We start from the raw sequence: 17,480 nt of genomic DNA, 5'->3' as shown, positions 1-17,480 counted from the left end.
CCTTTACAATAACACCACTATAATGATACTTGCAGAGGTGCGCATGCGTAAAATGCATTTTGATACTCGACAAATTCATGCTGGGCAATCAGCAGAACCAGTGACTGGAGCGGTGATGACCCCCATCTTCGCTACTTCGACTTATCGCCAATCAGCGCCTGGTCAGCATACTGGCTATGAATATTCTCGAACACAAAATCCAACCCGACACGCATTGGAAGAATGCATTGCTGACTTAGAGCAGGGCCATCGAGGTTTTGCGTTTGCATCGGGCATGGCCGCTGTGAATACCGCTATCGATCTGCTCCCAGCAGGGTCTCACGTCATTGCTATGGATGATTTATACGGCGGTACTCACCGATTATTTAGTAAAGTCAAACAAAACACCAGCCAATTATCCTTTTCGTTTGTGGATATGACTGATTTATCAGCAATTGAAGCAGCGATAACAGACAAGACTAAGATGATATGGATTGAATCACCCTCAAATCCCATGCTGAAGCTAGTCGATTTAAAAAAGATCAGTTTTCTGGCGAAGAAATATCAGTTGTTAGCGGTAGCGGATAACACGTTTGCAACCCCTTACTTACAAAACCCCTTATCCTTTGGATTTGATATCGTTGTTCACTCAGCCACTAAATATATTAATGGTCATTCGGATGTGGTCGCGGGTTTGATCATTACTGCCAATGCGGGATTGTCCGATAAAATTGCATTTTTACAAAACTCAGCAGGTGGCATATTAGGGCCTTTTGATAGCTACCTCGTTTTGAGAAGCTTGAAAACTTTATCGTTACGTATGAGACAGCATTGCGATAATGCAATGGCTGTAGCTGAATATTTGTCTGGTCATGACAAGGTTGAAAAAGTCATTTATCCCGGATTAGCTTCTCACCCCCAGCATGCGCTTGCTAAAGCGCAAATGCGAGATTTTGGAGGCATGATCAGTTGCGTTCTTAAGGGAAATGAAGCACAGACTTGTCGTTTTCTTTCAGCCTGTCACGTTTTCACCTTAGCTGAAAGCTTGGGTGGGGTTGAGAGTCTCATTGAGCATCCCGCCATTATGACCCATGCCGCTATTCCAAAAGAAATGCGAGAAGCAGCTGGAATTGCCGATAGTTTTGTTAGATTATCAGTAGGTATTGAGCATAAGGATGATTTGATAGCCGACTTAGAACAAGCGTTAGGAGCGATGCATGAAGGATAAGAGTAAGCGAGGGAGACCATTATTGGGCGTATTGCAGATTTTGTTGTTATGCATGTCAACGATGTTGGCATTCATACCCATTTTATTTATTGGCTTATTTAAGTTAATACCTTATACCCCATGGCAAAGTTTTTGTGCAAGATTGGTTGACCGTGTGGTCATGTTTTGGTCTGGTGTTAATAATTTCTTTATTAATCGGACACAAAAAACCAAGTGGCGAATTGATGGTCTCGACAGTTTAAATAAAAAGGATTGGTATTTAATTGTTGCCAATCATCAGAGTTGGATGGATATCGTTGTTTTGCAAAAGGTGTTTAATCGGAAAATCCCTGTCTTAAAATTTTTTATTAAAGACCAATTAAAATGGGTGCCCTTGATGGGGTTTGCTTGGTGGGCGATGGGTTGTCCTTTTATGAAACGGTATTCTAAAGAGCAGCTTTTAAAGCATCCTCATAAAAAAGGTAAAGACATCAAAAGAACGCAAAAAGCCATGCGACTGTTTCGTTACCGGCCTACCTCCATCATTAATTTTGTTGAAGGAACTCGTTTTACTGAGATAAAAAAGGGCATTCAACAATCCCCCTATCACAATTTACTTAAACCCAAAGCCGGTGGGATTAGCTATGCCATTTCCGCCATGGGAGAAAAAATAAACAGTTTAATCGATGTGACTATCCATTATAGTAGCAGGCGTTGTTCATTATGGGATTTCCTCTGTCGAAGAATTGATGCGATTCATGTGACGATTCGTAAAATTCAGATTCCGAAGGAATTCTTAACCGATAGGCTAGTCAATGATGCTAATTTGCAACAATCCTTTCGTGAGTGGCTAAACAAACAATGGCATGACAAAGATCAGTTACTTTTATCGATGAACCCTTAATGATGAGAAAATTATGAATTACCAACCGTTGATCGAATCAGCTTTTGATCATTGTGAAAATTTAACACCAACGAATGCCAGTAATGATGTTAAACAGGCCGTGCAAAGCGTGATAGAGGGATTGGATAAAGGTGACATTCGGGTTGCTGAAAAGAAACAGGGAAGTTGGCATGTCAATGAATGGGTAAAAAAGGCAGTGTTACTGTCTTTTCGATTACAGAATAATACAGTCATTGACGGGAAATTCACCCATTTCTATGATAAGGTGCCGTTGAAATATCAGGATTTTACTGGGGAGGATTTTCAAACCCATGGGGTCAGAGTGGTTCCTCATGCGGTGGTTAGGAAAGGTGCCTATGTCGCCAAAAACACGGTATTAATGCCTTCGTATGTCAATATTGGTGCGTATATTGATGAAGGGGTCATGGTTGACACCTGGGCGACAGTAGGCTCGTGTGCCCAAATTGGAAAAAACGTTCATCTTTCGGGTGGGGCTGGAATCGGTGGGGTTTTAGAGCCGTTACAAGCCGCGCCAACTATCATTGAAGACAATTGTTTTATTGGTGCACGTTCAGAAGTGGTTGAAGGCGTGATAGTTGAAGAGGGATCGGTATTATCAATGGGTGTCTATATTGGGCAAAGTACCCGAATTTATAATCGCATGACTGGGGAAATTAGCTATGGTCGTGTGCCCGCTGGCTCGGTCGTGGTGCCTGGTAACCTTCCTTCTGACGATGGACAATATAGCCTCTATTGCGCTGTTATTGTCAAACAAGTCGATGCTAAGACACGGTCAAAAGTCAGTATTAATGACTTACTCAGAGGGCCGTTTTAAATGGAACTTCGTGATATTTTAGCCAAGCTCATCAGTTTTCCGTCAATCACCCCCGATGATGCTGGTTGTCAAACGTGGATGATGGACTATTTTCGCTCGCTAGGATTTCATTGCCAGCAATATGATAATCCGCCAGTGTCTAATTTTTTTGCGTATCTGGGTGAAAATGGCCCCTTGTTAGTTTTTGCTGGCCATTCGGATGTCGTATCGGTTGGCGATCATCATAAATGGCATACAGACCCGTTTGATTTGACAGAAGTAGGGGGCAAATTATATGGGAGAGGGGTGGCCGACATGAAAGGCAGCATTGCTGCCATGCTACTAATGGCTAAGTGGTATGCAGAACACCAACAGCAATTTAAAGGAAGGCTTGGGTTTTTAATCACGTCAGGGGAAGAAGGTGATTTATTTGAGCATGGCACGCCTCATGTCATGTCTGAGTTGACTAATAAAGGGGTATCGATTGATTATTGCGTGGTTGGCGAACCATCAAGCTCCAAAACAGTGGGTGATGTTATTAAAATTGGACGACGCGGCTCGTTGACGGGTAAGCTGACATTACATGGAAAGCAAGGGCATGTGGCTTACCCCCATTTAGCACTAAACCCGATTCACCAAATAGCACCGGCACTCGCACAATTCTGTCAATATCAATGGGATGCAGGGAATGATTTTTTCCCACCAACCACCCTGCAAATAACGCATATTGATAGTGGGGGGCATGCGAGCAATATCATTCCGGGTGAGTTACAGATGCAATTTAATTTTCGCTTTTCAACCGAACAAACAGCGATTGGTTTACAGCAACAAACCGAAGCGATCTTTCATCAGCATACGGTGCCTGTAACCATTGAATGGCGGGTAAATGGTGAGCCCTTTTTAACAAAAAGAGGGCCGCTAATTGAAGCCACAGTCAAGGCTATTCAGGCCAAAACAAACCGCAAGCCTGAATTAAGTACCAGCGGTGGTACCTCGGATGGCCGTTTTATCGCACCCTATGGTGTCGAGGTAGTCGAACTCGGACCGGTCAATGCAAGCATTCATCAAGTCAATGAGTGGTGTGATTTATCCGAGCTAGAATGTTTAGCCACGATGTATTATCAAATATGCCTAGAGCTCTTGTCTTAACGGCGATTTGCTGTCCCTAGAGCATCCTGCGCTAAACACTGGCTCTTTGCGCTGCGAGTGGTATCGCTTCATCTAATCCAAGGTCTACCTTTTGTGCGTCAATCCCATGATCGACCACTTTCGTCACACAAGCATCGGACCATACATTCAGCGCTGTTTCAAGCATATCAATTAATGCATAAAAGGGGAGTATCACAGACATTAATTCGATGGACATGTTCATGCCAGAAAGCAAACTCGCGCTTAAGAAAAAGCAGCCCATTGGTACCCCAGCATTGCCAATTGCAGCAATGGTTGCAATAAAAACCCACAACAGCATGGTAAGCAATGAAAAATCGACACCTTGGCAATGCATGACAAACATGACTGTGGTAAAAATAAACGCAGCACAACCATTCATATTAAGGCTGGTGCAAAGCGGGAGTAGCATGCGGCTTGTTGACGTGCGAACGCCCCAGTTCTTTTCGATGGTATCCATGGTTACCGGTAGGCTGCCAACGGACGATTTAGAAAAAAATGCTAACGATAACGCAGGCATCATTTTCTTCATCGCGATGAACGGTTTTAACCCCTTGGCACGAAGCCATAATGGTAGAATGATAAGCCCTTGTATGAGGTTTGCCCCAACGATGACTAATAAATATTGGAATAAGCCAGTCATCGCTTTACCCGCATGAAGCTGATGGATTGTTGTGGTCATAAATCCGAATAATGCGAGTGGAATTAAACGAATCAGCCATTGCGTTAATACCATCAATAGTTTGTGCACACCATTGAAGAATTGAAAGACAGCATCCCGTGCTTGTTTATCAGGGATTTGAGGCAGCGCAAAACCAACAATAAGGCTTAAGAAAATAGCACCCATTACTTTGTTATTTAAAAAAGGATCCAGGAAATTGGATGGAAAAATATCATAGAGATATTGACTGTAATGAAAGGCTTGGCCTGTCAAAGTCTGTGTATCAATCTGGCTGGTGTTGATTGATTGGGGCTGTATGAGTACATAAAGAAAAAAACTAACTAGCGCTGCGACAGCTGTGGTGGTAAATGTGTAAAACAGCATACGGCGCCATATTCGTTTAATCGAACCATCGGGTTGGCATTTCGATACGGTGACGATGATTGATAAAGAAATAATTGGCAAACTGATTAACTTAAATAAGCGAACAAAGATATCGGCAACTGCATGACCAATTGGATCAAGTATGTAAATCTCATAATAGCCAACAAATAAGCCAAGACTTATCATAAGGCCATAAATAAACAAGTTTGATTGAAGCCATGTTTTTAAAAGTTTTGTTGTGTATTGCATTTGTCGAATTCCCAAAAATATACGTTAAATCAAAATTAAGGTGGTTTGAGAATTAACAACACTCATAGAGGAGACTACTCAGGTGGGAAAAGCGATGGGGAGCAATACGTCTAACAATCATGATGTGCCAAATGCTGTATTAAATATGTACATTGTAACATAAAAATGGCTAAAAACAAAGATTATAATCTCGCATTTTTTATGAGCACCGGTATAATCAATAAATACAGGATTGCTTGGGGATAGATTTACAAGATTGATCTTTGGGTTAAGAAGAAGGAGTTATTGGTGGCAGCAACACAATTAATCGAACAAATTCAGTTAAAGTTAAAACGTGTCACAGCATTGTTAACGACTCAGCAGAAATTGATTTGTACTGCTGAATCTTGTACAGGCGGTCAACTAGCGATGTGGCTAACGGAGCTTGCAGGAAGCTCAGATTGGTTTGACTGTGGGTTTGTGACTTATAGTAATGCTTCAAAAATTAATCAGTTAGATGTGAGTCCAGACCTCTTAGCGACACAAGGTGCTGTCAGTGAGCCCGTGGCATTGGCAATGGCTGAGGGTGCTCTTCTACAAAGTCAGGCTCATATTGCCGTTGCCGTTACGGGTATTGCAGGCCCTTCAGGCGGTACCCCAAGCAAACCGGTTGGAACGGTTTGCTTTGCTATTGCAAGCAAGGACAAAAGCGTTTCCAAAACGCACTATTTTGATGGTAAAGACCGACAGACAATTCGTGCGCAATCTTGCTTATATGCATTAACCATGGCAGAACAGTTTATCGCATGATCACTGTTTGGTCCGATTTCACGGCCACGCTTGTTGACTATGTTTATCTGTGTGATAATTCATGTTTACTAAACAATGATAACGGGTAAAACAATGGAAGATAATAAACAAAAAGCCTTAGATGCAGCCTTAGCTCAAATTGAGCGTCAATTTGGTAAAGGTTCTGTGATGCGTATGGGCGATAGCTCGGTCGTGCGAGATATTGGTGCCATCTCAACCGGCTCGTTAGGATTAGATATTGCATTGGGAATTGGCGGATTGCCTAAAGGTCGTGTGGTTGAAATTTATGGTCCCGAATCCTCCGGTAAAACAACGTTAACACTTCAGGTGATTGCTGAGTGTCAAAAAATGGGTGGGACGGCGGCGTTTGTCGATGCTGAACATGCCCTGGATCCAAGCTATGCAGAGAAGCTCGGGGTGAATGTTGATGAGCTGTTAGTTTCACAACCCGATACAGGCGAACAAGCGCTAGAAATTACAGATATGCTTGTCCGTTCTGCGGCAGTTGATGTGATTATCATTGACTCTGTTGCTGCATTGACACCGAAAGCAGAGATTGAAGGGGATATGGGCGATTCGCATGTTGGGCTGCAAGCGCGCTTAATGTCTCAAGCATTGCGAAAATTAACCGCTAACATCAAGCGTTCCAATACATTAGTTATCTTCATTAACCAAATTCGCATGAAAATTGGGGTTATGTTTGGTAACCCAGAAACAACCACGGGTGGTAATGCGTTGAAATTCTATGCCTCCGTGCGTTTGGATATCCGCCGTGTTGGCGCGATTAAAAAAGGCGAAGAAGTCCTTGGTAGTGAAACACGGGTCAAAGTCGTGAAGAACAAAGTCGCTCCTCCTTTCAAACAGACGGATTTTGATATTCTCTATGGTGAGGGGATATCTCGTGAAGGAGAAATTATCACTTTAGGCACGGATCTTGGCCTAATTGATAAGTCAGGCGCTTGGTACAGTTACCAAGGTGAAAAAATTGGTCAAGGGAAAGATAATGTTCGCTTGTATCTCAAAGAACATCCTGAGATTGCAACACAGTTAGAGCAAAAAATTCGCTCAGAATTGCTCCCTAAACGAGTCGCGGAGCCTGCTCAAGTAGCTGAGATGGTTGATGAGTAAAGCGTTTGAGCAAGCAGTTCAACTGCTTGCTCGCCGTGCCCATAGTTGCCATGAACTTAAAATCAAACTTGCAAGCCAAGGATTTTCGGATACAGAAATAGAGCAAGCTATTATTCAATGCCAACAAAAAGGGTACCAAAGCGACGATCAATTTGTTGAGCACTATGCTCGCTATCGGGTAGGCCAAGGCGATGGCCCTCTGAAAATACGGCATGCGTTGCAACAAAAAGGAATCGCGAGTGACTTGATTAGGAACCATTTATCGACGATTGATTGGTATGAACAAGCGATAATGGTTTATGGGAAGAAATTTGCGCATGCCGGTAGCGACATAAACGATTTTAAGACTCGCCAAAAGCAAATGCGTTTTATGCAAAGCAGGGGCTTTGATGCCGAAGTGATTAGAGCGTGCTTTGTAAATCAAGAAGATTAGAATGACTAAACAGTCTTAAAAGCAGGGGATATCCCTAAGCAACATTATTCTTTAACACATGAGTCGTAACATGAATACAGCACAAATTCGTCAAGCATTTTTTGAGTATTTTCAAAAGCACCACCATCAAGTGATTCCCTCAAGTTCGCTGATTCCAGGTAATGATCCAACATTATTATTTACCAATGCTGGCATGGTGCAGTTCAAAGAAACCTTTCTTGGTTTAGAGCCTCGCCCTTATACCCGTGCTGTCACCGCACAATGTTGTGTCCGGGCTGGTGGAAAACATAACGATTTAGATAATGTTGGTTATACAGCAAGGCACCATACCTTTTTTGAAATGCTGGGTAATTTTAGTTTCGGTGATTATTTTAAGCGCGATGCGATTCAATATGCTTGGGAGTTTTTAACGAAAGTGCTGGGGCTGCCGCCAGAGCGATTGTGGATCACTGTGTTCCATGAAGATAAAGAAGCGGAAGATATTTGGCTTAACGAGATGAAAGTGTCTTCTCAACGGTTTTCCCGATGCGGTGAAAAAGATAATTTCTGGTCGATGGGAGATACCGGGCCGTGTGGACCTTGCACAGAAATATTTTACGATCACGGCCCTGAAATAGCGGGAGGACCTCCGGGAAGTCCTGAGGAAGATGGCGACCGATATGTTGAAATTTGGAATTTAGTGTTCATGCAATTTAACCGTGACCGACATGGGAAATTGCACCCATTGCCTAAGCCGTCCGTGGATACGGGGATGGGGTTAGAGCGCATAGCGGCTGTCGTACAGGGAGTTCATAATAATTACCATATCGATCTATTTACCACACTCATTGAATCGATCATTGCGTTAAAGCCAGATATTGATAAAAACAGTAACTCATTAAAGGTTATTGCGGATCATATTCGTTCATGTTGCTTCTTAATCAAAGACGGAGTAACTCCCAGTAATGAGGGACGAGGCTATGTATTACGGCGTATCATTCGCCGTGCTATTCGGCATGGAAACCAATTGGGATTAGAACTGCCATTTTTTTATCGGTTAGTGAAGCCGTTAATAGATGTCATGGGGGACGCGTACCCAGATTTAGCCAATAGCCAAACCCAGTTAGAAACCGTTTTGAAAAAAGAAGAAGAGAAATTTGCAGATACCATTTCGCAAGGGTTAACGTTGCTAAAAGCAGAACTTAGTCAGCTATCGGGAAAAGTTATTCCGGGCGAACTTGCTTTTAAATTATATGATACCTATGGTTTTCCAGTCGATTTAACGGCTGATATTGCGCGCGAATATCAAATGACGGTGGATATGGCTGAATTTGATGCTTGCATGACAAGGCAACGGGAACAATCCCAATCAGCAAGCCAGTTTGCCATTGACTACCATGACATGCCTGTTATTGAGCAAGAAAGTGCCTTTCATGGGTATGATGCAGATAGTATCCAAGCCAAAATTACTTATTTAACCAAGGATAATCAGCCGGTTTTGCAATTATCAGAAGGTGAAAGTGGTTTAGTGGTTTTGGATTCAACGCCTTTTTATGCAGAGAGCGGTGGGCAAATAGGCGATCAAGGCACCATTGAGAGTGATGAAGGCGTTTTTGAGGTGGAAGACACTCAAAAAATAGGCCAGGCAATTGTCCATCAGGGAAAAGTTCTATCCGGTGTTTTGTCGATGAAAGATACCGTCTCAGCGCGGGTGAATGCCCAGCGCCGCGATGCTATCCGCTTAAATCATACGGCCACCCATTTAGTTCATGAAGCGTTAAAACAGTGCTTAGGGGAGTCTGTTCAACAAAAGGGGTCTTTGGTTAACGACACCATCACCCGTTTTGATTTTTCTTACCACCAGGCACTTTCACCAGAACAAATTCAACAAGTGGAAGATATTGTGAATGAGGTCATTCGTGCCAACATACCTGTGGCGACCGATGTGATGAGTATGGATGCAGCAAAAAAAGCCGGTGCTGTGGCTTTATTTGGTGAAAAATATGGTGATAAAGTTCGAGTTCTCAGCGTCGGTGATTACTCAAAAGAATTATGCGGTGGTACCCATGTGAATCGCACTGGCGATATTGGTGTGTTTAAAATAATTTCTGAGTTTGGTATTGCCAGCGGTATACGACGTATCGAAGTGGTAACAGGTGCCTATGCTTTGGGATGGTTGAACAGCCGACTCGATATGATGCAACGTATTGCCGATACTTTAAAAACCGGTGTGGGGAAAGTTGTCGCAAAAACAGCGCAATTAGTGGAAGATTTGAAAGCGGCAAATAAAGAGATAGCGGATCTAAAAAATAAATTAGCGGGCCAATCAAGTAAAGATTTGGTCAAAGAAGCGGTCTCAATTGGCACAGCTCAGGTACTAGTAAAAGAAATGCCAGAGCTTGATAGTAAAGGCTTACGACAGTTAGTTGATCAGTTGCGCAGCTCTATGCAGAATGCTGTGATTATGCTATACAAAATAGAAGATGATAAGATCAATGTGATAGCAGCGGTTGATAAAGCATTGATTGGGGGAATGCCTTCGGCCAAAGAGTTAGTCCAAATCCTATGCGGTAAAGGAGGAGGAAGAGATGAATTAGCTCAAGGAGGAGGCCCGCTGCCAACGGATCTGAATGAACGCTTGCTTCAAGTTGATACCATGATAAAGCAAAAGGTTAGTCGCTAACAGGGAAGGAACATCCCTAGCAGACTTTTCATAGTTTTGAAACGTAAGAATAAGGCGACATATGGCGCGATATGTGCAAAAATTTGGTGGAACTTCCGTTGCTTCGGCAGACCATATTCAAAAAGTGGCCTCTATCGTTGCAAAAGCATACCATGAAGGGCATCAAGTGGTGGTTGTTGTTTCCGCAATGGCTGGCGAAACCGATAAATTAATTGCCTTAGCCAAATCGTATGGCCCCAATCCGGATGGCAGGGAATATGCCACGTTAGTCTCAACAGGCGAACAAATTACCAGTGCGCTGACGGCCTTGGCATTACAGGCAATTAATATCCCTGCTAAATCGATGACCGGGTATCAGGCTGGTATTGAAACAAATGCAATTTATAAAAAAGCCCGGATCGAAACCATCCATAGCCAAGCAATCGAATCGGCTTTAAAAGAAGGGTTTGTCGTGGTGGTGGCAGGATTCCAAGGGGCTGATAAAGATGGCAATATCACCACTCTGGGACGGGGCGGTTCAGATACGACGGCTGTTGCAATTGCAGCCGCCATTAACGCGGATGAATGCCAAATATTCACCGATGTCGATGGCATATACACCTGCGATCCGCGTGTGGTTAAAAATGCCAGACGGTTAGAAGAAATTAGTTTTGAGGAAATGCTTGAATTAGCCAGCCTAGGTGCCAAAGTATTACAAATTCGCTCGGTGGAATTTGCAGGTAAATACAAAGTGCCCTTAAGGGTGTTGTCTTCTAAAGAGGCGGGACCTGGCACATTGATATCCATGGCCCAACGAGAAAAAATGGAATCGCCTTCTGTTACAGGGATTGCTTACAGCCGTCATGAAGCAAAGATTACATTATCCGGTTTGCCTTCCGAAAAATCGGCGGTTGCAACCGTATTGAGCAAATTGGCTGAACAGGGTGTTAACACCGATACCTTGTTACAGCATCCAACCAGTGATACTGAAATGGATTTTATATTTACCGTTCACCAAGATGAATATGGTCCGAGTATGGCGTTATTGCAATCCATGCAATCAGAACTCGGATTATCGCGAATTAGTAGCATCGAAAATTTAGCGAAGGTATCGGTAGTCGGAGCAGGGCTTAAAAGCCATCCTGAAATCGCACCTCAGTTATTCCGTACCTTGGATCAACTTGGCATCAATCTTCAGATGATTACGACTTCTGAATTAAAAATCACGGTGGTCATTGATAATCGCTTTGTCGATCAAGCAATCGTTGCCTTGCACGATGTCTTTAATTTAGCCATTATACGCGATGAGAGTAAAGAAGTGGTTTGATAAGAATTATCTGCTTATCGTTATATCATTAATCTCACCATTCTGCTAAAATTATAAACGAAGTTGGTCAGACAATCGCTCTTCACTTTAGAAGGGAGGAAAGTCCGGGCTCCATCGGGCAGAGTGCCAGGTAACGCCTGGGAGGTGTGAACCTACGGAAAGTGCCACAGAAAATATACCGCCAGCAATGGTAAGGGTGAAATGGTGCGGTAAGAGCGCACCGCGCAACTGGCAACAGTTGTGGCAGGGTAAACCCCACTTGGAGCAAGACCAAATAGAAGCCCTTGGGATCTCCCAACGCATGGCCCATGCGGGGCTTGGGTAGGTCGCTTGAGGTTGATAGTGATATCAATCCCAGATGAATGATTGTCCTCGACAGAACCCGGCTTACGACCAACTTCTTCTATTCAAAAACCTTTAAAGCCTTTTTTCTTGCATCTTGACGTATTAATAACGCCTTTATCACTAGGGAGATATTCTCATCATATATCTGCAGTATAATAAAAAAGTGGTGCGATATTTTTCCAATGATTCAACTATTTCTTGAAGATTGAGAGATATTAATCGCCCCTAATAAGAATAAATAATCAATAATAATTCAGCTTGGTGTCTTAGCAATTTAGAAATGTCACATTCTTTTTCAAAATAAAGCCATAATATTGATCAAATGAGTAATTATGTGTATAATTGATCTCTTTTTTAGCAATCGGAGAGAATTATGTCTGCTACTGGTCTTTTAGATAACTTTTATGATGGGGTATCATCCTTATCAAACTCACTAGCCTATCTTCCTTATACAGCAACCTATAGTATTTTTGCTAATAGCAGTGCAAGGCGAAATTATAAAGAATATTCAAATCAATTCAGTGATAAATCGGCAGATTTTGCAATGCAAGTGGTGGCGCAGCACAATGGATCAAATTATGCGGCTGGCTTATGCATTCTGCTTTCCCCAGTTTTACTACCCCTGACAATAGCAACATTTGTGCTAGCAATGGCGATTAAACTTGTTTCGACAATTAGTCAGCTTATTACTTATCCTATCGCTAGCGCGGTTGATGCTTGCTTTTCGCCTTCAAGCAAATAATCTGCTTACCGACCAATAATAATATTGGTCGGATTTATTTCTATCAGGTATATTTAAATAATTTTGTTGTCAGGGACGTTACCTAAGTAGACTCCAATAATTTTATCTCACCAATTAATGCATTGATCCTTAAATGAATGTAGGAATCGCTTTTATCGTATTTATTCGCTTCTTTTAATTGAAAATAGGCATCTCGGTGTCTGCCTTCGAGTAAAAAGCATTGTGCTTGGGTGAAGTAGGCGTAACTTAATCGCTTGTTTTGGTTTTCTGCGCGCGCCAATAAATAACAAAGCGCAACATCCTGCGGAAATTGGCGTTGCCCAGACACCAAGACCGACGTTGCTTCCTTCGCATTATTTTGTAACATGAGCTGCTTTGCGTAGGCTGCAATCACGGCATAGTTATCAGGATAATCTTCATACAGTGTTTTCATCAACGTTAAGCCATAGTGTTTATCTTTGCTGTTTTGTTCGCTTTCAGCTAAGGCTAATTGGATAAAAATGTTATCAGGGGTTTGCTCATCAAGCTTGGTAAGCTGTTTCATTGCTTGTTCAAATTGGCGTTGTTTGGTTGCTAATAAGGCTTGGCCATAGTCGCAAGCCATTTTGGGCTGGCACGACTTGGCATAATATTTACTGAGTCGGAATTTATCCTCGGTTGAAAGTACGCGAATCAATTCCCGAAAATAAAAATAGTTAAAATCTGTACTAAATTTTTTGCCTTTCGTCGTTCCCGCCCTATTTTCTGCTTCTGCTATTCTATCCTCATCCAGTGGATGAGTACGCAAAATAGCGGGAATATTGTCGGTATAATAATAGCGTGAGTTTTCTTGCATTTTTTTAAAAAAGCGAATCATTCCTTGGGGATTAATATTTGCTTTGATTAAATAATTGATACCGATGCGATCGGCCTCTTTTTCATTCGCACGAACAAAATTAATTCTATCTTGTGTTAATCCGGTTAACGAGGCCATCATAGCACCTTCTCCCAACACAGGGTTTAAAACACCTAATGCCAAGGAAGCTAGCATGGATGCCAGCATGGGGATGCGCATCTGCTTTTGGTGTTCAAGCATGGCATATAAGTGATGTTGTTCAACGTGGGCCATTTCGTGGGCCATCACCGAGGCAAGTTCCGATTCGGATTCTGTCGTTAAAATGAGTGATGTATTGATACCAATGAGTCCACCTGGTCCCGCAAACGCGTTTATCTCATTTGATTGAACGATAAAAAAGTAGGGGGGCTTGCCATCTTGGTCTTTAAACAGTCGTTTGCCTAGGTGGTTGATATACTGTACGGCAAGTGGTTCGCGTATCACTAAGCTAGATTGATTAATTTGTTGCCTAAATTCTTTTTCAAGCTCATCGAGTTCTTTATTCGTATAGGCTGTTAAGCCATAACCAGGCGAGGCAATCATAATTGAAAGAATAAACCACGCCATGAGTGAACGAAAATTGAAGCAGTTCAAGGTATTCTCAATAAGTTAAATAAATATTGTACACTATTTGCCTCGCATGGGAAAAAAATTTACTTTTGTTTTCAAGATGCCTCCTTCCAGCGAAGCGAAGCCCTTATTCTTTCAAGCTTGTTTTTATCCTGCATGTCGCTATTTCAATTAAAACTCTATCCTGACTAGGAAAATTTTGCTAGTATGTGAGCAATTTTTCCATCTATTTTATGTATGCACAGTTCATTCATGCTCGAAGCACTGGATGAGGCTAAGCGTTTTCGTGGGTATTGCGCTCCCAACCCATCCGTAGGGGCTATTGCTGTTAGAGGACAGGATGTTCTAGCACGCGCTGCTCATCAAGGTGCAGGCACTCCCCATGCCGAGATCAACTTATTAAATCAGCTTGAAGGTGATTTAAGCGATGTTCGTTTATATGTCACCTTGGAGCCCTGTAATCATTGGGGTCGAACTCCCCCCTGCGTGAAGCAAATCATTGAGAGAAACGTGAGCCAGATCATCTATGGATTTGCTGATCCCAACCCAGTTGTAAAACAAAATGATACACCAAAAATTTTAAGGGAAAATGGTATTGAAGTTATTCATTTTCCAATGCCAGAAATCGATCAGTTTTATCAAAGCTACCACTATTGGACACACCATCATCGTCCTTGGGTTACCGCTAAAATGGCAATATCCCTTGATGGTCGAATTGCCAATAAAGGGAATCAACCCTTTCAATTAAGTAATGAATTATGTCGCACCCATACGCACCTTCATCGTGATAGCAGTGATATTATTCTGACATCAGCCGCAACCATTCTAGCCGATGATCCATTGCTTAATGTTCGGATCAACGAGAAGGAAACCAGTAAGCCATTAGCGGTTGTTGATAGCGATTTAAGCGTACCCAAAGTAGCAAAAGCAATACAAGCTGCAAAAATAGTGTTACAATTTCACCAGCCAGAGGCAACGGTTGCGTCTGCTGTCACCAAGCACCATTTCTCAGTGCCCAAAAACCAGTTTGGGCTTGATATGGATGCGGTTATTCGTCTAATAGGTGAGCAGGGGTATCATGATGTATGGGTTGAAGCGGGTGGTAAGTTGTTTTCCTATTTGCACCAGCATAAATTGGTACAAACGACGTATTTATATGTTTCGCCTCATGTGTTAGGCAATCAAGCCATATCAGCTTTTTCTGATATGCCTAATTGGACCGAAGAAAAACCCGTCGTGAATTGGCAGATAATGGATGATAATGCCATACTTCGTTTGGATTGGTAGTTAAATCAGGATAATTCCATTGCCATAGTAGACATACGGGTAAATGGATTTGGGGGGACGTGAATGGATATTGCTCGTATACCTTGAATGATACAATCTTGCGAATAAAGCGGGTTTTGTAATGCGACTAAAACTTGATGAATTACCGCATAGGAGATTAAGTGTTTACCGGAATCGTTGAAAAAACGGCTCAAGTACTGAGTATTGCTGAAAAAAACAATGGCATCCGTCTAACCATCGATACGTGTTGGCCTGATATTCAACCAGGTGAAAGCATTTGTGTCAATGGTGCCTGTTTAACCGCACTAAGCAGTGATACGCATGCGCTGTTCGATCTTTCTCCCGAAACGTTAGATAAAACTTGTTTTCGGCGTTTAAAGCAAGGAGATTGGGTGAACCTTGAGCGGGCAATGCCCGCGAATGGGCGGTTTAGTGGCCATTATGTGACCGGTCATGTCGATACCTGTGCCACGTTAGTTAACAGTCACATGCTGGGCGATTATCATGTGATGGCATTTTCTCAATTTGTGGATAAGCATGCCTCACAGTATTTGCTTCCTAAGGGAAGCATCGCTATCAACGGAGTTAGCTTAACAATTAATAAAGCAGAAGGGGATTTTATTGAAGTGATGATTATCCCCCACACGCTCAAGTATACGAATCTTTCAAGTTTGCATGTTGGCGATTCGGTGAATATAGAATTTGATTATTTTGCAAGACTTATCGCCCATCAGGTGCGGTTAATTGAACAAGAGGTAATAAGCGTATGACAAACCCATTTTCGCCGATAAGCGCGGCAATTGAGGCAATGCAAAAAGGCCAAATGATTGTCCTATTAGATGATGAAGCTCGTGAAAATGAAGGAGACTTGGTTGTTGCTGCTGATTATGCAACCCCCCAAGCTATTAATTTTATGTCTCGATTTGGTCGAGGACTCATTTGTCTTTCAATGGCAGAAAGATTAATTGAAAAACTGCATCTACCCATGATGACTTCCAAAAACCAGTCATCCTTTGGCACAGCCTTTACCGTATCCATCGAGGCAGCCGAAGGCGTCACCACGGGAATTTCAGCCCAAGATCGAGCCAGGACAATTGCTGTTGCTATCGATCCCAATTCGGGACCACAAGATGTGATAAGCCCAGGCCATGTATTCCCACTAAAGGCTCATCCCAAAGGGGTGCTTGCAAGACAGGGTCAAACTGAAGGCAGTGTTGATTTAGCAAGACTCGCAGGGTTAACGCCTGCCGCTGTTATTTGTGAAATCATTAATGAAGATGGCACAATGAGTCGGCGCGATCAGCTCGTAGATTTTGCTGAGCAACATAACTTACTGATGGTCACCATTAAAGACCTGATTGAATATCGTATTACGCATGAAAGGTTAATTGAGGTAGCTTCCTCCGCCAGGCTCCCAATCAAGGGATTAGGCGACTTTACCATGACAGTATTTCATAATGAATTGGATCAATCGGAGCATTTTGCTTTAGTTAAGCCGCCTAGAGATGGAAATAAAGTACCCCTTGTTCGTATACATTCTGAATGCATCACTGGTGATGTGTTTGGTTCGTGTCGCTGCGATTGTGGTTCTCAGCTAAAACATGCGCTTAATCAAATCGGAGAAGAAGGGGGCGTGTTGATCTATTTGCGGCAAGAAGGAAGAGGGATTGGACTTGCTAATAAACTAAAGGCATACGCCTTACAAGATCAAGGCTATGATACAGTCGATGCAAATTTAAAGCTCGGTTTGCCTGCCGATAATCGCAGTTATGCAATTGCTTATCAAATTCTAACGCATTTGGGCTTGTCTGTTGTCAGGTTAATCACCAATAACCCTAATAAGTTGGAAGCACTGCAAAATTATGGTATTCAAGTAGCAGAAAGAGTAAACTTACCGGCATATGCGACCACAGAAAACAGAGACTATTTGGCAACGAAAAAAGATAAATTAGGTCATTTAATGTCATTTGAAGAGTAAA

General features: G+C 42.5%; 15 protein-coding genes and 1 other RNA gene. 14 read left to right on the top strand and 2 right to left on the bottom strand.

The features are described 5' to 3' along the window. Window positions 1-43 precede the first annotated feature (43 nt). From AB3348_RS02395 to dapE, 4 genes are read left to right on the top strand one after another with little or no spacing between them, the layout of a single operon-like run. Window positions 44-1,207, top strand: coding sequence for a PLP-dependent aspartate aminotransferase family protein (locus AB3348_RS02395; protein WP_367606195.1), 1,164 nt, complete (start codon window positions 44-46; stop codon window positions 1,205-1,207). Beyond that, window positions 1,197-2,090 carry an acyltransferase gene (locus AB3348_RS02390; RefSeq protein ID WP_367605957.1) on the top strand — a complete coding sequence of 298 codons (894 nt, stop codon included), beginning with the start codon at window positions 1,197-1,199 and terminating at the stop codon, window positions 2,088-2,090. The genes AB3348_RS02395 and AB3348_RS02390 overlap by 11 nt, the downstream gene beginning before the upstream one ends. 13 nt (window positions 2,091-2,103) lie before the next feature. Then, window positions 2,104-2,925, top strand: coding sequence for a 2,3,4,5-tetrahydropyridine-2,6-dicarboxylate N-succinyltransferase (gene dapD, locus AB3348_RS02385; protein ID WP_367605956.1), 822 nt, complete (start codon window positions 2,104-2,106; stop codon window positions 2,923-2,925). Next, window positions 2,926-4,053: a succinyl-diaminopimelate desuccinylase gene (gene dapE, locus AB3348_RS02380; RefSeq protein WP_367605955.1), complete on the top strand. Its 1,128-nt coding sequence runs from the start codon at window positions 2,926-2,928 to the stop codon at window positions 4,051-4,053. It begins immediately after the preceding gene. A gap of 31 nt (window positions 4,054-4,084) precedes the next feature. Here the strand turns inward: dapE and AB3348_RS02375 are convergent, their stop codons facing one another. Continuing rightward, the gene (locus tag AB3348_RS02375; RefSeq protein ID WP_367605954.1) at window positions 4,085-5,365 is read right to left on the bottom strand and encodes a dicarboxylate/amino acid:cation symporter; all 1,281 of its coding nucleotides are present in this window, start codon (window positions 5,363-5,365) and stop codon (window positions 4,085-4,087) included. Between the two features lie 315 nt (window positions 5,366-5,680). Here AB3348_RS02375 and AB3348_RS02370 point away from each other — a divergent pair, with 315 nt between their 5' ends. From AB3348_RS02370 to AB3348_RS02340, 7 genes are all read left to right on the top strand, one after another. Further along, window positions 5,681-6,154, top strand: a complete 474-nt coding sequence (locus tag AB3348_RS02370) for a CinA family protein (protein WP_367606194.1) — start codon at window positions 5,681-5,683, stop codon at window positions 6,152-6,154. 93 nt (window positions 6,155-6,247) lie between these two features. Beyond that, a complete protein-coding gene (gene recA / locus AB3348_RS02365) occupies window positions 6,248-7,282 on the top strand; it encodes a recombinase RecA (RefSeq protein ID WP_367605953.1) in 1,035 nt (344 codons plus the stop codon). Then, entirely contained in the window at window positions 7,275-7,715 is a 441-nt protein-coding gene (locus AB3348_RS02360) for a regulatory protein RecX (RefSeq protein WP_367605952.1), read from the top strand. The genes recA and AB3348_RS02360 overlap by 8 nt, the downstream gene beginning before the upstream one ends. Before the next feature lie 70 nt (window positions 7,716-7,785). Next, entirely contained in the window at window positions 7,786-10,377 is a 2,592-nt protein-coding gene (alaS, locus tag AB3348_RS02355) for an alanine--tRNA ligase (RefSeq protein WP_367605951.1), read from the top strand. A gap of 61 nt (window positions 10,378-10,438) precedes the next feature. Further along, window positions 10,439-11,683: an aspartate kinase gene (locus AB3348_RS02350; RefSeq protein ID WP_367605950.1), complete on the top strand. Its 1,245-nt coding sequence runs from the start codon at window positions 10,439-10,441 to the stop codon at window positions 11,681-11,683. Between the two features lie 59 nt (window positions 11,684-11,742). Further along, window positions 11,743-12,088, top strand: an RNA gene (rnpB, locus tag AB3348_RS02345) — RNase P RNA component class A. 313 nt (window positions 12,089-12,401) lie between these two features. Continuing rightward, window positions 12,402-12,770 (top strand): hypothetical protein, encoded by a 369-nt coding sequence (locus tag AB3348_RS02340; protein ID WP_367605949.1) that lies wholly within the window; start codon window positions 12,402-12,404, stop codon window positions 12,768-12,770. A gap of 82 nt (window positions 12,771-12,852) precedes the next feature. Here the strand turns inward: AB3348_RS02340 and AB3348_RS02335 are convergent, their stop codons facing one another. Then, a complete protein-coding gene (locus AB3348_RS02335; protein ID WP_367605948.1) occupies window positions 12,853-14,211 on the bottom strand; it encodes a M48 family metalloprotease in 1,359 nt (452 codons plus the stop codon). 240 nt (window positions 14,212-14,451) lie between these two features. Between AB3348_RS02335 and ribD the strand changes: the two genes are divergently transcribed. From ribD to ribB, 3 genes are all read left to right on the top strand, one after another. Then, the gene (gene ribD / locus AB3348_RS02330) at window positions 14,452-15,501 is read left to right on the top strand and encodes a bifunctional diaminohydroxyphosphoribosylaminopyrimidine deaminase/5-amino-6-(5-phosphoribosylamino)uracil reductase RibD (protein ID WP_367605947.1); all 1,050 of its coding nucleotides are present in this window, start codon (window positions 14,452-14,454) and stop codon (window positions 15,499-15,501) included. Window positions 15,502-15,662: 161 nt separating this feature from the next. Further along, entirely contained in the window at window positions 15,663-16,271 is a 609-nt protein-coding gene (locus AB3348_RS02325; RefSeq protein WP_367605946.1) for a riboflavin synthase, read from the top strand. Beyond that, window positions 16,268-17,479 carry a 3,4-dihydroxy-2-butanone-4-phosphate synthase gene (gene ribB / locus AB3348_RS02320; protein WP_367605945.1) on the top strand — a complete coding sequence of 404 codons (1,212 nt, stop codon included), beginning with the start codon at window positions 16,268-16,270 and terminating at the stop codon, window positions 17,477-17,479. The genes AB3348_RS02325 and ribB overlap by 4 nt, the downstream gene beginning before the upstream one ends. Window position 17,480 lies beyond the last annotated feature (1 nt).

Source organism: Legionella sp. W05-934-2 (genome assembly GCF_964199965.1).
GTDB lineage: Bacteria > Pseudomonadota > Gammaproteobacteria > Legionellales > Legionellaceae > JAFIFT01.
The sequence above is the reverse complement of the archived record's forward strand: the minus strand, read 5'-3'. Positions and strand labels throughout refer to the sequence as shown.